The 16,907-nt window shown below is 48.3% G+C and carries 19 protein-coding genes; 5 read left to right on the top strand and 14 right to left on the bottom strand.

The features are described 5' to 3' along the window. Positions 1 to 5: 5 nt before the first annotated feature. The 3 genes from hflD to LAT77_RS00085 form a co-directional block, all read right to left on the bottom strand. Complete coding sequence (gene hflD / locus LAT77_RS00095; RefSeq protein ID WP_290562503.1) at positions 6 to 632, bottom strand: high frequency lysogenization protein HflD; 627 nt, start codon at positions 630 to 632, stop codon at positions 6 to 8. Continuing rightward, positions 629 to 1,768: a tRNA 2-thiouridine(34) synthase MnmA gene (gene mnmA, locus LAT77_RS00090; protein ID WP_290562502.1), complete on the bottom strand. Its 1,140-nt coding sequence runs from the start codon at positions 1,766 to 1,768 to the stop codon at positions 629 to 631. The genes hflD and mnmA overlap by 4 nt, the downstream gene beginning before the upstream one ends. Positions 1,769 to 1,922: 154 nt before the next feature. Then, positions 1,923 to 2,513 (bottom strand): pseudouridine synthase, encoded by a 591-nt coding sequence (locus LAT77_RS00085; RefSeq protein WP_290562824.1) that lies wholly within the window; start codon positions 2,511 to 2,513, stop codon positions 1,923 to 1,925. Positions 2,514 to 2,653: 140 nt separating this feature from the next. Here LAT77_RS00085 and LAT77_RS00080 point away from each other — a divergent pair, with 140 nt between their 5' ends. Together LAT77_RS00080 and LAT77_RS00075 are read left to right on the top strand one after the other, a co-directional pair. Continuing rightward, the gene (locus LAT77_RS00080; RefSeq protein ID WP_290562501.1) at positions 2,654 to 3,565 is read left to right on the top strand and encodes a hypothetical protein; all 912 of its coding nucleotides are present in this window, start codon (positions 2,654 to 2,656) and stop codon (positions 3,563 to 3,565) included. Between the two features lie 9 nt (positions 3,566 to 3,574). Continuing rightward, on the top strand, positions 3,575 to 4,438 hold the full coding sequence (locus tag LAT77_RS00075; RefSeq protein WP_290562500.1) for a glucosaminidase domain-containing protein: 864 nt from the start codon (positions 3,575 to 3,577) through the stop codon (positions 4,436 to 4,438). 53 nt (positions 4,439 to 4,491) lie between these two features. Here LAT77_RS00075 and ttcA read toward each other — a convergent pair whose 3' ends face one another. From ttcA to ccoN, 11 genes are all read right to left on the bottom strand, one after another. After that, complete coding sequence (gene ttcA, locus LAT77_RS00070) at positions 4,492 to 5,448, bottom strand: tRNA 2-thiocytidine(32) synthetase TtcA (protein ID WP_290562499.1); 957 nt, start codon at positions 5,446 to 5,448, stop codon at positions 4,492 to 4,494. Between the two features lie 84 nt (positions 5,449 to 5,532). Then, positions 5,533 to 6,456: a universal stress protein UspE gene (gene uspE / locus LAT77_RS00065; RefSeq protein WP_290562498.1), complete on the bottom strand. Its 924-nt coding sequence runs from the start codon at positions 6,454 to 6,456 to the stop codon at positions 5,533 to 5,535. A gap of 116 nt (positions 6,457 to 6,572) precedes the next feature. Further along, complete coding sequence (fnr, locus tag LAT77_RS00060; RefSeq protein ID WP_290562497.1) at positions 6,573 to 7,310, bottom strand: fumarate/nitrate reduction transcriptional regulator Fnr; 738 nt, start codon at positions 7,308 to 7,310, stop codon at positions 6,573 to 6,575. Positions 7,311 to 7,382: 72 nt separating this feature from the next. Further along, positions 7,383 to 8,045 carry a sulfite exporter TauE/SafE family protein gene (locus LAT77_RS00055; RefSeq protein WP_290562496.1) on the bottom strand — a complete coding sequence of 221 codons (663 nt, stop codon included), beginning with the start codon at positions 8,043 to 8,045 and terminating at the stop codon, positions 7,383 to 7,385. Then, complete coding sequence (gene ccoS / locus LAT77_RS00050) at positions 8,042 to 8,242, bottom strand: cbb3-type cytochrome oxidase assembly protein CcoS (protein ID WP_290562495.1); 201 nt, start codon at positions 8,240 to 8,242, stop codon at positions 8,042 to 8,044. The genes LAT77_RS00055 and ccoS overlap by 4 nt, the downstream gene beginning before the upstream one ends. 10 nt (positions 8,243 to 8,252) lie before the next feature. Then, positions 8,253 to 10,643 carry a heavy metal translocating P-type ATPase gene (locus LAT77_RS00045; protein WP_290562494.1) on the bottom strand — a complete coding sequence of 797 codons (2,391 nt, stop codon included), beginning with the start codon at positions 10,641 to 10,643 and terminating at the stop codon, positions 8,253 to 8,255. 28 nt (positions 10,644 to 10,671) lie between these two features. Beyond that, entirely contained in the window at positions 10,672 to 11,202 is a 531-nt protein-coding gene (locus tag LAT77_RS00040) for a FixH family protein (protein WP_290562493.1), read from the bottom strand. Positions 11,203 to 11,269: 67 nt separating this feature from the next. Beyond that, on the bottom strand, positions 11,270 to 12,217 hold the full coding sequence (gene ccoP, locus LAT77_RS00035) for a cytochrome-c oxidase, cbb3-type subunit III (RefSeq protein WP_290562492.1): 948 nt from the start codon (positions 12,215 to 12,217) through the stop codon (positions 11,270 to 11,272). Next, on the bottom strand, positions 12,210 to 12,392 hold the full coding sequence (locus LAT77_RS00030; protein WP_290562491.1) for a cbb3-type cytochrome c oxidase subunit 3: 183 nt from the start codon (positions 12,390 to 12,392) through the stop codon (positions 12,210 to 12,212). Before LAT77_RS00030 ends, ccoP begins: the two co-directional genes overlap by 8 nt. 2 nt (positions 12,393 to 12,394) lie before the next feature. Beyond that, a complete protein-coding gene (gene ccoO, locus LAT77_RS00025) occupies positions 12,395 to 13,003 on the bottom strand; it encodes a cytochrome-c oxidase, cbb3-type subunit II (RefSeq protein WP_290562490.1) in 609 nt (202 codons plus the stop codon). Positions 13,004 to 13,016: 13 nt separating this feature from the next. Beyond that, positions 13,017 to 14,450 (bottom strand): cytochrome-c oxidase, cbb3-type subunit I, encoded by a 1,434-nt coding sequence (gene ccoN / locus LAT77_RS00020; RefSeq protein WP_290562489.1) that lies wholly within the window; start codon positions 14,448 to 14,450, stop codon positions 13,017 to 13,019. Positions 14,451 to 14,697: 247 nt separating this feature from the next. On the opposite strand from ccoN, the gene LAT77_RS00015 reads away from it, so the two are divergent. From LAT77_RS00015 to LAT77_RS00005, 3 genes are all read left to right on the top strand, one after another. Further along, positions 14,698 to 15,168, top strand: a complete 471-nt coding sequence (locus LAT77_RS00015) for a hypothetical protein (RefSeq protein ID WP_290562488.1) — start codon at positions 14,698 to 14,700, stop codon at positions 15,166 to 15,168. 7 nt (positions 15,169 to 15,175) lie between these two features. After that, on the top strand, positions 15,176 to 16,057 hold the full coding sequence (locus LAT77_RS00010) for an ABC transporter substrate-binding protein (RefSeq protein ID WP_290562487.1): 882 nt from the start codon (positions 15,176 to 15,178) through the stop codon (positions 16,055 to 16,057). A gap of 122 nt (positions 16,058 to 16,179) precedes the next feature. Next, on the top strand, positions 16,180 to 16,740 hold the full coding sequence (locus tag LAT77_RS00005) for a fasciclin domain-containing protein (protein ID WP_290562486.1): 561 nt from the start codon (positions 16,180 to 16,182) through the stop codon (positions 16,738 to 16,740). The last annotated feature ends 167 nt before the right edge of the window (positions 16,741 to 16,907 follow it).

The raw sequence follows: 16,907 nt of genomic DNA, 5'->3' as shown, positions 1-16,907 counted from the left end.
GAAATCTATCGTTTTAAGAGTGAGTCGATCGCATCGACCATGCGTCGGCGGCTAAAGATCACTTGCCGACGTTTACCACCAAGCTGACGCCATAATACCGCACTGCGAATACCTGCAAGTAACATGGTACGGATGTGATACTGCACTTCCACTCGGCGCAAGTAATCAGGATTCCCGCTAATTTGGATACGCGGGCCTAACGGACTAATGACGTCCATGTAGAGTTTGCCAGCGTTTTCAATGATTAGACTTGGTTCAAAGGCAAAGTCATTCTGTTGGCGTTCGATTTGTTGCAAGCTCCGGCCCAAGTTAGCCAGCGCCTTTTGATTATTCATGAGACGCCGTTCAAGTGCTAACATACCCACGACGTAGCGTGTTTGCTCGACGTCTTTGGCACCTTCACCGCTGAGTTGGCCGCGAAGCAGACGCAGCGCTGGCTTTAACGACTCGAGATCACCAAAAACAGCTTCTGTGCTTTCTGGGTTCATCGACAAGAGCGCATGAATCAGGACGTCTGAGTGCTCCGCCGGTTGTATTTCACCACGACGGGCCAGTTGTTGTGCGCACACGGCGGCAAGGCAGACGCCGCCAAGCGCAATCATGCGTTCTTCCCAAACACTGAAATGGCTCACAAAGCGACCTCGAAGTCTGTTATGCGTTGTTCGATGATACCACCACCGAGGCAAACGTCACCTTGATAAAAAACGGCTGACTGTCCCGGAGTGACCGCAGCAACTGGTTCGTCAAACAAAACTTCAATCTGCTCAGCATTACGGCGAATGACTCGACAAGGGATGTCTTCTTGACGATAACGTGTTTTAACAACGCAGCGAAATTCTTCAGCTGGCACTTCGCGATTCACCCAGTGCAGCTGACCGGCAACTAAACCTTGAGAAAACAGGCGAGGGTGGTGCTTGCCTTGAGCGACAATTAAGTGATTGTTGGCGACGTCTTTATCGACAACATACCAAGGTTGATCGGACGCATCTGCCAGTCCACCAATATGCAGGCCTTTACGTTGACCGATCGTGTGGTACATCAAACCTTCATGCTCTCCGACCTGCTGACCATCAACGGTCAGGATAGGGCCTGGTTGAGCAGGAAGGTACTGTTGCAGAAAATCTTTAAACTTGCGTTCGCCGATAAAACAAATGCCTGTCGAGTCTTTTTTTCCCGCAGTGACCAGCCCTTGCTCTTCGGCAATGCGGCGCACTTCTGGTTTAGCAATATCACCGACCGGAAATAATGTTTGCGCAATATGTTCGTGGCTTAAGGTATACAGAAAATAGCTCTGGTCTTTGTTGCTATCGAGTCCCCGCAGCAGCTGCCAATTACCATCACTGAACTGCCGACGGCAATAGTGCCCGGTAGCAATATAGTCTGCACCGAGAGCCTCTGCAGCGAACTCAAGAAAGGCTTTAAATTTGATTTCCTTGTTGCACATGATGTCGGGATTTGGCGTTCGCCCCAGTTTGTATTCACTCAAGAAGTGTTCAAATACATTGTCCCAGTATTCGGCAGCGAAATTGACGGTGTGCAGGGGGATTCCGAGGGTTTCACAGACGACTTCAGCATCGGCAAGATCCGTTGCTGCAGCACAATATTCGTCGGTATCATCCTCTTCCCAATTCTTCATGAACAGGCCTTCAACCTGATAGCCTTGCTGAATAAGCAGGTAAGCGGATACGGATGAGTCGACACCACCGGACATACCGACGATGACACGCTTGTTCGCATTAGGGTTGTCTAAATTTTCATCTTGATTCACGCAAATCATACCTATTTATCTTGCAGCCATGGCGTTATCAGACACCTTCGAGCCCATGATGAAAAACTGGCTTGTGCCTTTAAAGGCGCAGAATTTTAGCATTTTTTGCTACCTGATGCCTAGCAAAAAGGGCGAGTCAATGCAGGAACCGCTGCTATTCTGTTGCTTCGAGCTGGCGATACTCGCCGCTGGCCAAACTTGCAATTGTCCATGCACCGACTTGGAAGCGAATTAAACGCAATGTTGGATGACCGATCGCGGCGGTCATCCGTCGAACTTGCCGATTGCGGCCTTCTTTCAAGGTTAATTTCAGCCACGTATCTCGAATTGTTTTGCGCACACGCACGGGTGGGTTGCGCGGCCACAACCACTCTGGTTCCGAAACGATTTCCGCTTCAATCGGCAGGGTGAGACCATCATTAAGCTCAAGACCCGCACGCAGTGAGCGCAACTTCTCCGCGCTTGGTTCACCCTCAACGAGCACATAATAGACTTTGCTTTGCTTGAATTTTGGTGAGGAGATCTTCGCTTGCAGCTGACCATCGTTGGTCAAGACAACGAGACCTTCACTGTCTTTGTCGAGTCGGCCAGCGGGATAGACGTCTTTAATGGGCACGAAATCCGCTAGCGTGGTTTCGCCGGGGTTACCGGTGAATTGACACAAAACATTCATTGGCTTGTTGAGCAAGACAACGACAGAACGAGACGGACGTGGCCGTGGTTTACCGCTTTTGGGGCTGTGCATGCGCTTAGCAAAAGGCTTATGCGTTGAGTCTCGCTGCATGAGTATCCTTATCTCGTTGTACACTAGCATTTTCTGACTTGAGCAGGGATAATGGCTGGCAATTGAACCATTTAAAACAATAACCAATGGACTAGTTTACCATGAACCAAACACCGTCACAGCCACGTTGGAATACGGATTTAAAAAAGGGTCTTGCCAGCGGCAACAAACCTGATGCAAACAAAGTACTTTTTGAAGCTTGGCAATTGACCAAAGAAAAACGTACTGGCATCGGCTTTGGTATTATTTGGTCGTTTCTTGTCGTTTTACTCGCCGTGATGTTTGTCACTATACTGGTCTCAGCATTGGGGATCGACATTGAAGAAAACGCAGCGGCTGAAATCTTAATCTCGGCAATTGCATCGATTATATGGGCGCCACTGATGGCAGGGCTTATTTTGATGGCTTTGCGCAATGTGAGCGGTGAAAATGTCGGCGGAAGCCATGTATTTACATTACTGCAGCAACCGTGGGTCTTTATCGGGATTAGTGTCGTGTCCATGTTGATCGGTCAAATACCGAGCCTAATTCCGGGCGTCCCTGAATTGCTTGCCTTATTTATTTCACTGGTTATTTTATTCTTTTTCTCATTTGCGTTAACGATCGCGGTTGGCACTCGCTGCAACGTGGGTAATGCCTTGTATGCATCCGTCATCATCGTTAAGCAAAGAATGGCCGCCTTTTTTGTCTTCTATCTAGCACTTGTATTCTTGGCGTTTGTGATGGTTATCCCTGCGGTAATGTTTGTTGCCGGTTTCGCTGCTGCAGGCAGCGTCGGCCAGTTTATCGCCATTATGCTGTCGTTAGCGGTAATTTATGGCTTAGCATTTTGGCTCGCTCCGCTGTTCTATCATGGTTTGGCCGTATTCTATCGCGAGATATTCGGCCAAGTCGCAGCAGAAACGCCAACCAGCGTCTATAGTGCAGATGAGACGTCGGAAGTAGTGGAAACCTCAGACGAAGAAGCGTCGAGCTCTGATAAGAATTCTGATCGTGATAACTTTCAAGCCTAACGGAAATTTATGCAAACGATTGTAACTCAGATCATTAAGCAAAAAGGTGAGGTGCTCCGGCATGTCACCTTTTCTGTCGCTGTGGTTTTTATCATCTTAGCGATTGCCTATCCGTTTATTTCTGGCGATTACACGAGTGACGTCACTGACGACGAATCCTATGGTTCATTGCCCAGTGTTTCACGTCATTTATCGAATGTGACCGTCGAAGTGCCAGATTTTTCGCAGATTAGCGATGTCAATGACCGTAAAACTGCATTTTTTGCTTACCTTTTACCTGCAATCGACGCTGAAAATGAGCATATTCTCAAGGTCCGCCAAGACGTGTTAAGACTGCATGCTCAGTACCAAGCCGGTGAATCATTGACGCGCACAGAACGACGCTGGGTACGCGCAGTCGCTGAGCACTACCGTGTTGAACATGACGATCTCAGTGCAATATTTACGACCCTGAAACGTCGGGTCGATGAAGTGCCCGATACCCTCGTCTTAATTCAAGCTGCCAATGAGTCAGGCTGGGGCACCTCGCGGTTTGCCCAAGATGCGCGTAATTTCTTTGGCCAATGGTGTTGGAACGAGGGCTGTGGCATCGTGCCATCGTCGCGACCTGCCGGCGCAAGTCATGAGGTGCAGTATTTTGCGAGTATCGAGGCATCGGTACAAAGCTATATTCGTAATCTTAATACCCACGTTGCGTATCAAGAGCTACGTGAAATTCGTGCGGATCTGCGCGCACGGAATATACCGATTACCGCTCAGCCATTAACGCTTGGTCTAATGGCTTATTCTGAACGTGGTGAAGAGTATATTGTTGAGTTAAACCAAATGATTCGCGTTAATCGAGAGATTATTCGCCAAGCAAGAACTCAATAATGATTGGAGTCCTTGCGGTCAGTTTTTTAAGAACCGACCGCAAGCTTAACGCTTTAAGAGAGCTGTATAACCTGAACGGGTGTGCGGCTGTCATCTTCATCAAATTCAATGAATTGACTGGCATCGCCAACCGGCGCTTGGTCAAATGCAGTATCGCCCAATTCATTTTCTTCGCCATCGGCAACCAGCGCTTTAAAGTTAAATAGACTCGTATCGGCAAGGTGACTGGGTACAACATTCGTAATCGCTTTAAACATGCTTTCAATGCGCCCTGGGTATTGACGATCCCATGTTTTCAGCAGGTCTTTAATGACCTTGCGTTGGAGATTTTCTTGCGAACCACACAGGTTGCACGGAATAATCGGATAGTCCATGGCTGCCGCGTATTTCGCGATGTCTTTTTCGCGTACGTACGCTAACGGACGAATGACAACGTGCTCACCATTATCACTGACCAACTTGGGTGGCATCGACTTCAAAGAACCACCATAAAACATGTTGAGCATGAGTGTTTCAATGATGTCATCGCGATGATGTCCCAGTGCGATCTTGGTTGCCCCTAATTCACGCGCAGTCCGATAAAGAATGCCGCGACGTAAACGCGAACACAGTGAACATGTGGTTTTCCCTTCGGGAATTTTGTCTTTTACGATGGCATAGGTGTCTTCTTCAATAATGCGATAATCAACGCCTTCAGCTTGTAAATACGCAGGAAGAATATGCTCAGGAAACCCAGGTTGTTTTTGATCTAAGTTGACGGCGATAATTTCAAATTGAATCGGCGCAACTTTTTGCAGATAACGCAAGGTTGTCAGCAAGGTGTAACTATCTTTACCACCGCTCAAGCACACCATGACGCGGTCACCATCGTTGATCATGGCAAAATCGTCAATCGCTTTACCCGCCGCGCGGCGAATACGCTTTTCCAGTTTATTAAAACTGTATTTATGGCGCTTATCGTCGCTTGCGGAGACGTTTGCTGTAGTTGCTAGCGGGGTAGAGTGAGTCATGACTGTTTCCTGAACGACCACAAAATTTAGGGCGGCTAGTATACCTGCCGCCCTATCTGCAACGCAATCCTTGCACTGGCGCAATTAATTAACGACGGGGGATTTGAAGCCTTCCGGTTTCACTGCAAGTAAGTCGCAATTGAGCTGTTCAATCACATGCTCGGCGGTATTCCCGAGCAGTGCCGCGGTTATTCCAGTACGGCCAATCGTACCCAAGACCACTAATTCGGCGTCTAATTCATCGGCTACCCGTGGTATTTCATCATCGGGTATACCTTCGCGAAGATGCAAACCGCTAAACTCAACTTCGGCATGACGAGCAACTTCTGCTAACGCATTCTCATGATGTTCGCGCACATTTAACTGGTACTGATGCGTATCAAACTCAGGTATTTCAACGGCTATCGAAGCAGGCGCGCCGGGGTAGCAGTTTACTAAATGTAAATGTGAGTTGAGTTTTTTGCTGATATAACCCGCCGCTTTTAGGATTTTATTATTTAGTTGCTGATGGACTTCACTATCACTACCTGCATTCACGGCGGCTAATACAGAGCTATGTTGGGGCCAGTCGTGGTCTTTCACCAATAACACGGGCTGTGGTGCTTTACGTAAAAGGTGCCAGTCGGTCGGCGTAAAAATAACGCTCTGCAATGTGTCGTGTTTACGTGTGCCTTTAATGATGAGATCGTAATCACCTTCAACGGCCGTTCGAATGATGGCTTCAAAAGGCCGATGGTGCCATTGCACTAAAAAGTCGACTTGATGTTGTTCGGCAGCATATTGTTCGAGAATGCCACGCATCCATTGTTCACGCTCACTGACCAAACCTTGACGCATTTGCTCGCGTTCTTCACCGGAAAGCATAGTTGTCATTTCATAGGCAAAGTCATAGATTGATAAGAAAAGCGTTAACCGCGCAGGCTGAAGGCGAGCGATGTGTAATGCTCGGGCTAGAGCTTTCTGTTGTTCTTGATTCGGGTCGAGTACAACAAGAATGTTCTTAAACATGGTAAATCCTCGCGCTAAAATCACTTCTTCAAGCATAGCGCAAGCATTTAAAAACGCACGTGTTTTTGCGGTAAAATTAAGCCGTTATTGCGCTTAATCAAAAACAGTTAACGGGATTAATCGTCGCAGGGCAGTGCTGGTAAACCAGCAAGTTCACACAACGCGTTGAGCTGTTGCAAACGCACAAGTCGGCCGTCGACTGCAATTAAGTCTGCTTTTTGGAATTTACCAAGCAGTCGGCTGACGGTTTCAACAGTCAAGCCCAAGTAATTGCCGATTTCTGCGCGTGTCATGGTCAAACGAAACTCTTTCGAGGAAAGGCCGCGCGTGCGAAAACGAGTCGAAAGCTCAATTAAAAAGGTGGCTAATCGTTGTTCGGCTGTGCGCGTGTTGAGTAACGTCAACATCCGTTTATCGGCGTTAATTTCGTCACTCATGAGCCGCATTAATTGCCGCCGCAGTTCAGGAATTTGGCCACTTAGAGACTCGAGGTTGTGATAGGGGATTTCACAGATCATGGATGTTTCCATCGCTTCTGCATAGCCATGATGCTGACCCGTACCAATTGCTTCGAAGCCGACCAAATCACCAGGTAGATGAAAAGCCGTAATCTGCATTTCGCCAGCATCATTTAACGAATAACCTTTAATGCTGCCAGAGCGAACCGCATAGAGCGCTTGCAGCGGCTGACCCGCACGGAAGAGGGTGTCACCGCGCTGATAGGGGCGCTTGCGCTCGATCATGGAGTCGAGTCGTTCTAATGAATTTGAATCGAGCGTAAACGGCAAGCACAACTGACTGATACTGCAGTTTTGACAGTTAATGTGGTTGTTTAGCTTTAATTCACCGGCCATGTTGACTCCTTTAACGATTTCGCGAGCATTCTAACGCAAAACCGTGTCAACTACACGTTGCGTCGATGGATATTATGCGATTCGTTGCAGTTGCTGAAGAGCAATAAATAATGTCGCTATACCGTACCCCAAAAGCAGTAGTCCTGCAATCCAGCGAAAGCCTTTCGAGGCAATAATATAAGCCAATTTATGGCTGAAAATACCAGTCAAGAACATGGCGGGAAAGGTACCAAGGCCAAAGATCATCATGAAGGTTGCGCCGCTGATAGGGTTTGCGCTGAGTGCTGCCCACGCCAGTGCACTGTAAACCAATCCGCATGGCAGCCACCCCCAGAGCATGCCGGCAAGAAAGATATGCCCACCGTGCTTGTTGGTTTTGGGTAATTTACGCGTTAATGGTTGCAGACGACGCCATAACACAGCGCCGATTTTTTCCAGCCATAACAATGCGGCATTCCAACGCACCAGATACAGGGCCAATAAAATCATCATGATGCCGGCAATGGCGCGCAAATAAATCAATGCATTGGGATAGAGGCTGGTGACCGAAAATAAGGCACCGCTGACCAGCGCCCCGGCTATACCATAACTGGTGATGCGACCAAGGTTGTACCAAAGCAGTCTTAATGGCGATTGGTTCATGCCCATTGCGGCGGCTAAACCGCCACACATCGCGAGACAATGACCGCTGCCCGCTAATCCCATAATGAGTGCGGCAAGCCAATCGACCGTCACTTCGTTTCCTCGTTCTGATCAGGTGTCGGTGATTTTTGTGGGGCTTTTTTCTTCTTCTGAGCGTCATCGAGAAGGATGTTGTAACCTTGCCGCTCAAGGTCATCGAACTGACCGCTGCGAACGGCCCAAAAGAAAATCACGATGGCAATGACGACAAGAATGATGGCAATAGGTACCATTAAGTGCAAAATTTCCACAAGCCCCTCCCTAACGTGCGTCGCGCATGAGTCGCAATGAATTAGTCATCACGATTAATGAGCTCGCCGACATGCCGAGCATAGCAAGTAAAGGGCCAACTTGACCAGTTACGGCGAGTGGTAAAATGACTAGATTATAACCAATCGCCCAAGTGAAGTTTTGGCGGATAATTCGACGCGTTAAGGTCGCAGTTTCATACATGCGCCGAAGTCCGGCAAGTTCACCGTTAAGAATGACAACATCACTGCTGGTTTGTGCGAGGTCGGAACCGGTTGCAAACGTCACCGAGCCGTCAGCGCCGGCAAGGACAGGGCCGTCATTAATGCCATCGCCGACCATTAACACCGGTCCGTCCTTGCGCAAAGATTGCAAACGTGAAAGTTTATCCTCGGGTTTCAGTCCCGCGTAAACCTGATCAATAGGCAGTGATGCGGCCAGTTGCTCAGCGCGTTCAGCAGAATCGCCGGTCAACATGACAATATTGAAACCACGGTTCTTGTACCACTGCAAGGTAGTAGCAGTGTCGGCACGTAGTTCGTCATCCACTTGCCATGCCGCTAAAATCTGTTTCTCGCTCGCGAGAATCACGTTTGCGTGCTCCATCGGCGACGTCGCATCGGGGTGCCACTGCTGAATAAATGCAAGGCTACCAATACGATAGCGTTCACCTTGGTAACATCCGCTGATCCCAAACCCTTGGTGGATTTCTACAGCATCCAGTGGTTGATGTGCACTGAGGCGTTGTATTGGGCGAGCAATCGGATGCTCTGAGTAACTCTCTAAACTAGCCGCGATATGCTCTATGTCTGCTGCCGACAACGTGTCATTGTAGACACAGTCAACAATCGAGAATTGACCACGTGTAAGTGTACCTGTCTTATCGACGCACAGGGTCTTCATTTTCGGTAATGCTTCCATGAGTACCGCATGTTTAATCAATATACCACTACGATTAAGACGACTAACCGCGCCACTCATGGCCGTTGGCGCAGCTAAGGATAACGCGCAAGGGCAGGTCGCAACTAACACCGCGAGCATCACCCAAAAGGCTTTGGACGGATCAATAAACGTCCAGGCAACATAGGTTAACGTGGTGACAATGAGTGTCATTAAAACAAAATAACGACTGACAATATCCGCTAAGCGCACGAACCGAGGTTTCTGTTCAAGCGCACTGTCTTGTAAGGAAATAATGCCTGACAACAAGGTTTCCTGGTGTGTCGCTTGGATACGAATCGAAATTGGATGCTCTTGGTTGATCGAACCTGCATAAACCGTATCTAATTGTTTTTTAGCGACGGGTCGACTTTCGCCAGTCAGTAATGACTCGTCACACCAAGCATCAGCATCCATCAGTTGGCCGTCAGCGGGAATTGTTTCACCTGCTTTCACGCGAATCACATCTCCAGGCTCAAGGTATTTGACCATGACTTGTTGCCAACCCTCATCCGTTTTGCGTTCAGCAATGGCCGGAATCAACTTCATCAGGTTTGCTGCGTTGGCAACCGCCTTGTGCTTGGCTTGCATTTCGAGAAAGCGGCCTGATAATAAGAAAAAAGCAAACATCGACACGCATTCGTAATAAATTTCTCCGGTGTCGGTTACCGTTGCGTAAAAGCTTGCCACAAAAGCAATAGCCATCGCTAACGCCACGGGGACATCCATATTCAGCGTGCGAGCTTTCAATGCTTTTAGCGCATTCACAAAGAACGGCTGACAGCTGTAGACAATCACAGGCGCGGTGAATAACAAGGAAACCCACCAAAAGTACAAGCGGGTCGTGTCATCGATATCGTCGAAATAGAGCCCGAATGCAACCATCATGGTTTGCATTGAGGCAATGCCGGCAACACCGAGGCGACGAATATAGCCTCGGCGCTTTTTCTCGTAACTGGCTTCTAAGTCAGCCTGCTGAAACGGCAGCGCTTTGTACCCGACCTGATGGATGGCGCGGAGAATGTCACTTAAACGCGTTTGATCAGCTTGCCATTCGACTTGCAGGCGTTCTGTTGCGGAGTTCACCACAACTTTACTAACACCTGACGTGTTCATTAATTGTCGCTCAATTAACCAAGCACAGGCTGCGCAAGTCATGCCTTCAAGGGCAAGGGTAGCTGCCTGACGTTCACCCTGACGACTGACAAATTCACGTTGAATGTCAGGATCATCATAGCGTTCGAGTTCGCTTTGCAGCTGTTGCAATTCATCCGGAACGAGAATGAGTTCCCCAGGCTTAGTTTCCCGATATTTATAAAAATGGGTAAGCCCCTGATCTACGATCGTTTCGGCAACGGACTGACAACCAAAACAACACATCGGCTGTTGTTGTCCTTCGATCTCAACGGTAAGGTCAATACCGCGCGGAACCGGCTGGTGGCAATGAAAACAACTAGAGCTCACAGTAACCTACACAATGCATTGGCTATCATTAAATTCCGTAATTGACCGGCAATAGTGTGATTGTATTGCTAATCGGTAAATGAATGTTCTGGCTGACGCGCCATTCGCGGTCAAAGGGTTCGATGTCAACCCGCCAATGACCATATAATTCACGTGGCAGCATTTGACGGTACACACCATCTGCTCCCTGAGTCATGCGCAACTCGAAGTCATTGTTGTGGGTAGTAGGGTGGAAGAAGGTCACGATCAACGCCGATGCATCATTCGGTTCACCTGAGCGAAATGTGAGCTCGAAATTATTGCTCGCAGAGAAATTAGCATAGAAGGAAATATTTCGCTCCTCGGCGATAGCAACGCGCGTCAGTTGTAAATTGATACTGCGCCCTTCGTTGTAATAGTCGTCGACGACCATTGAAATTGGGTTTCGATAGATAAGGACGGCGGTGACAATACACGCTGTAATAACCGCGAACTTCATAAAGATAATGTACCAAACCCAACTCACTTTGTACCAAGGGGTTTTCACTGAGTTAGTAGGCGTTGTCGTGTTTGTCGTCATAATCGTCTCTTTTAATAACAGAAAGCCCCGATGACCGGGGCTTCCATGCCGAACATAGCAATGAACGTTACTGTGAGAGGCTGAGAATATAGCCTGATAAAATTTTCACTTTATCTTCACCTAGAATGTCTTTAAACGCTGGCATAACGCCATTGCGACCATACATCAAGGTTTCATTGATTGCACGCTCTGAGCCACCGTAAGTCCAAACATTATTGGTCAGATCAGGTGCACCTAACGCCGGGTTGCCTTTACCGTCTTGTCCATGACAAGCGGCACAAACCATCCATTGTTGCTCACCTGCGCGAGCTAAGTCACGGTCTACTGTACGACCACTCAGGCTCAACACATAGGCGGTCATTTCGGCGATGCCTTGACTACCCAATTGGTCGCCAAATGCAGGCATTGCCGCTTGGCGTCCTTCCATAATGGTGGTGTAGATATGTTGCGGCGAAGAGCCCCAGTTAAATACACCGTCCGTTAGGTTAGGAAAGCCTTGCGAGCCGCGCGCATCGGAACCATGACACTGTGCACAGTTTTGCAAGAACAGACGCTGCCCAATTCGAAGTGCATCACGGTCTTGTGCAATTTCAGCAATTTCCAAGCTCGCATATTGCTGAAAGATAGGACCAAAGACTTCGTCAGCGCGAACGCGTTCACGGTCATATTGAACATTAAAGCCGGCTTCACGCGCGTCAATCTTCGCTTGTTGCGACTCTTCGAGCGACAAGACGAATTGGTTCGCACTCTGCCATTTCAATAAGCCTGGGAAATTACCTAAACCCGGGTAGAGAAGTAGGTACAGAAGGCCCCACGCCAAGCAGATCCAGAACAGCACGGTCCACCAGGTTGGCAATGGGTTATTCAGTTCGATAATGCCATCGAACTCGTGGCCCATGCTTTCGCCTTCTTCCACATCTGTGAAATTCTTCATGTTCCACCACAGCAATAGGCCAATTGCGACCAGTGAGCCGAGGGTGAGAACGATAATCCACCAACTCCAGAAGCTACTCATTATTATCTGACTCCTGTTGAGAGCGTTTGACGTTCTTATCCTTGTCTTCTTCGAAGATGGAATTCGCGTCTTGCTCAAATTTGCCTTTGTTCTTCGGCCAGAATGCCCAGACGATCACGATAATGATGACGCCGAACACTAAAGCCGTATGAATTGCTTGAAAACCTGCACCCATGATTACCTCAATGCTGTGCCGAGCGACTGTAAGTAAGCGATCAACGCTTCCATTTCGGTCTTGCCTTGGACAGCAGCTTGGGCGCCTTCAATATCCTCATCGGTATAAGGCACACCAAGGGTACGGAATGCTCGCATCTTCCGAGCCGTCAAGTTGCCATCCAAGGTGCGTTCGGCAAGCCAAGGGTAGGCTGGCATATTTGACTCTGGAACGACCGCACGCGGGTTGACCAAATGAACATAGTGCCATTCATCACTGTAACGGCCGCCAACGCGAGCGAGATCAGGACCGGTACGTTTTGAGCCCCATAAATGTGGGAATTCCCAAACGTGCTCACCCGCGACTGAGTAGTGACCATAACGCTCGGTCTCAGCTCGGAACGGACGAATCATTTGTGAGTGGCAGCCAACACAGCCTTCTCGAATATAGATATCGCGACCTTCAAGTTCTAAAGCGGTGTAAGGGCGCAAGTTTTTTACTGGCTCTTGCAGTTGCTTTTGGAACAATAGGGGGGTGATCTCTACGAGACCACCGATAGAAATTGCGATAATTGCGAAAACCGCGAACCAGCCGACGTGCTTCTCGACCTTCTCATGTTTATTTTTGCTCATGATTTAGCCTCCTTTACGCCGGTTGAGCAGCTAATGGCTCGCTGCTACGGACTTGGTTAGTACGGATAGTTTTCCAGACGTTGTAGCCCATGATCAACATACCTGCGACCACAAATACACCGCCGATGAAGCGCACGAAATAGAACGGATACGACGCTTCTAAGCTTTCAACAAAGCTGTAGGTTAAGGTGCCATCAGAGTTGACAGCACGCCACATTAAGCCTTGCATAACACCGGAGATCCACATCGCAACAATATAAAGAACAACGCCAATCGTATGCAGCCAGAAGTGGGTGTTAATCAATTTAATGCTGTACATCCGCTCGCGATCAAAAAGAATCGGGATCAGATGGTAAATTGCACCAATTGAAATCATCGCAACCCAACCTAACGCACCTGAGTGGACGTGACCAACTGTCCAGTCTGTGTAATGCGACAGCGCGTTTACCGACTTGATTGCCATCATTGGACCTTCAAACGTCGACATGCCGTAGAAGGATAAGGACACAATGAGGAAGCGTAGAATCGGATCGGTACGCAGCTTATGCCAAGCACCCGACAAAGTCATAATACCGTTGATCATACCGCCCCAAGAAGGAACGAATAGGATAACTGACATCACCATACCGACTGACTGTGCCCAGTCAGGCAACGCAGTGTAGTGAAGGTGATGAGGACCGGCCCAAATGTAAATCGTGATCAGCGCCCAAAAGTGAACGATCGACAGGCGATACGAATAGACCGGACGTTCGGCTTGCTTCGGTACGAAGTAATACATCATACCTAAGAAACCGGCCGTTAAGAGGAAACCGACGGCGTTATGGCCATACCACCATTGCATCATCGCATCGACGGCACCGGAATAAATGGAGTATGACTTCCAGAAGGAGACTGGAATCACCAAATTATTGCCGATATGCAACATGGCGACAGCGATCATAAAAGCACCGTAGAACCAGTTGGCCACATAAATATGGGACGTCCGGCGAATCGCGAGGGTACCGAAGAAGACGATAATGAACGCAACCCAAACAATCGCGATCAAAATTGAAATCGGCCATTCTAATTCTGCATATTCTTTCGTCGTCGTAATACCCAATGGCAAGGTAATCACTGCCGACACGATGACGGCTTGCCAGCCCCAAAACGTGAACGCAGCGAGTCGGTCAGAAAACAACCGAACTTGACATGTTTTTTGCACAACGTAATACGCTGTGGCAAAAAGGGCACTCGTGCCGAAAGCAAAGATCACTGCATTGGTATGCAGTGGACGAAGACGAGAGTAGGTCAGCCATGGGGTGTCAAAATTAAGTGCTGGCCAAACGAGTTGGGCAGCAATTAAAACACCGACGACCATCCCGATAATTCCCCAAATAATCGTCATCACAGTAAACTGCTTAACGACTTTTAGGTTATAGTCGACAGGTTGATTCGAAGTTGTGCTCATTATTATTAATCCGCTGTAGTTTGCAGAACAGACAGTGAGTATGAACCATAACCAGCAAAAAAAGTAATTTGCATGGCTATGCATTTCAACTCGGATTGTAAGGGTTTTCAGGTGGAAAATACAGCCAATCAATACCCCGAAAGCATGATAAAGATCAAACTATCACTGATTGAGTATCGCGTTTGTATAAAAACTTATAGGTCGCATTAACAAGACTTATTCTATTGCTGGAAAAGAGAACATTATTATGAAGTTAGACAGCGTGCGAAACTTAACCACTGGGGTAATAGTATTGCTCCTATTGAGTAGCTGCTCCGACTCCAAAATGCCGTTGACTGATGTCCAGCAACCTTGCGCCTACCAACTACGTGACACATCGACGCATGAGCATTGTACCTATGTACTGCCTGAATCATTTAGCGCAGGCCCAATCGTGTGGTTCAGTAGCGATCCGGCAATGCCAGTCGAAACCCTGTTAGAGCTGCACTTGTCGATTCCTGAAGATTTGACGATTGTGCATAGTGATGTCGTTGGTGTGAGCATGTATATGGGCCGAATTCCGCTGCAGTGGTCGCCAGTTACCAATCAAGTATGGCAAGCTGACCTTCTGATAGGCGCTTGCACCGACCCAAATATGTTGTGGATGCTGCGGATAGAGTTTGAAAATCCGCAAGGTGCACGGCAGACTACAGAAATTCCATTTCATTCAAGTTGGTAACTCGTTTATGTCTAGTAAAAAAATTTGGCTGCTGGTATTGGCGGCATTCATGGCTTTAACCGCATGCAGCCCGAACCAACAAATTCAGGCGGACGACGCTGGTCCATTGCGCGCAGATGTCTCGGGAAATATGCAAGCTACATTGCGGGTCCTGTATGTCGAGGCTGATGGCTTTGCCTACCGTAATTCCGCGGGTGAGTTAACCGGCGTCACGGTTGAAATAATGCAAGAGTTCAAGCAATGGTTTGAGCGCTATCACTCGGTTTCTCTCGAGTTAGAGTTTGTCGAAGAAGCCAATTGGTCGGTTTTTTATCGCCGCATTCAACATGCACACGGTGGCGTATTTGGTTTGGGGAATGTCACCATTACTGAAGCCCGCCGTGACGAACTACAATTCTCTCCACCTTATATGACGAACGTAGCCGTTCTCATTACACCAAAAAACACACCTGAACTGAGCAACTTTTCCGAATTCGGCACCGTGTTCGCCGACTTGCAGCCGATGGCATTTGCCGGCACCTTGCATGAAACTCGGATCACCGCATTGCGTGACCAGTATCAGCCAGGCAGGGATATCCGCCCAGCGACAAGTAATCCCGAAATTATCACTGCCGTAGCTGAGGGTGGCTACTATAGCTATATTGACGCTTACAATTATTGGCGAGCGGTTGCTGAGGGTGCTGCGATTCGCCATCACTCAGTGGGGGATGAAGTAGGTGAAACATTCGGTATCATCATGCCTCATAGCAATGACTGGGCACCTGTGTTAACCGCATTTTTCGCCGCCGACGGTGGCTTTATCTATACCGAGCGTTATCGCGAGATTATGACCGAGCATCTTGGTGAAGCGTTGGCACAGCTTTTACTTGAGGCAGCGCAATCGTCTTAATTTTGTAAAGATTGTGTGAAGTTTAATCTATTTTCCATGCTTGTTTCGTTAATGGGGGGCAACAACTTAAATTCGGCCGCAACATGTTAGCGGCTACCCCCCTAGGAATGAGGAGTTTAAACATGAAAAAGTTAAATCTATTAACCTTAGCTGTTACCTTTGCGTCAGGTTTAGCGCTGACCGGAATGGCGGTCGCTGACCATCACGGTGGCGATCGCAATAAAGAAGGCTCGAGCTACAGCGCAGATAAGTCTTACGGTGACAAGAGTAAAGGAACGATTGCTGAGATCGCAGCAAGTAACGGTAGTTTTGAAACGCTTGTCGCCGCTCTGGGCGCAGCAGATTTAGTTGACGTGCTTGCTGGCGAAGGTCCGTTTACCGTATTTGCTCCAACGGACGAAGCCTTTGCTAAATTACCTGAAGGCACGGTTGAAAGTCTCTTGCAACCGGAAAACCGCGATCAATTAATCGCCGTGTTAACCTATCATGTGGTGCCTGGCAAGGTCATGAGTGCAGATATCAATGGTGATACGCAGGCTGACACAGTGCAAGGTTCTGCACTGAACATTCGTGCCAACAGTTATGGCGTACGCATTAATGATGCACGTGTGGTCACAGCAGATATCGAAGCTGATAATGGTGTAATCCACGTCATCGATAGCGTGTTGATTCCTGGTCAGTAACCTGTGTAGACAGACAACTAACGAAAAGGGGCACTGACGAGTGTAATGCCAGTCAGTTAAGCTGACTGGCATTTTTTCTTTTAAGGGGGTATTTCCTTGTTTTCGGCTTCACCCACCTCGGATAACATCTATCCTCGCGGCGTTCCGGTAGTTTAAAGTACCCCATC

The sequence above is a fragment of the Aliidiomarina sp. genome (genome assembly GCF_022565475.1).
GTDB lineage: Bacteria > Pseudomonadota > Gammaproteobacteria > Enterobacterales > Alteromonadaceae > Aliidiomarina.
The sequence above is the reverse complement of the archived record's forward strand: the minus strand, read 5'-3'. Positions and strand labels throughout refer to the sequence as shown.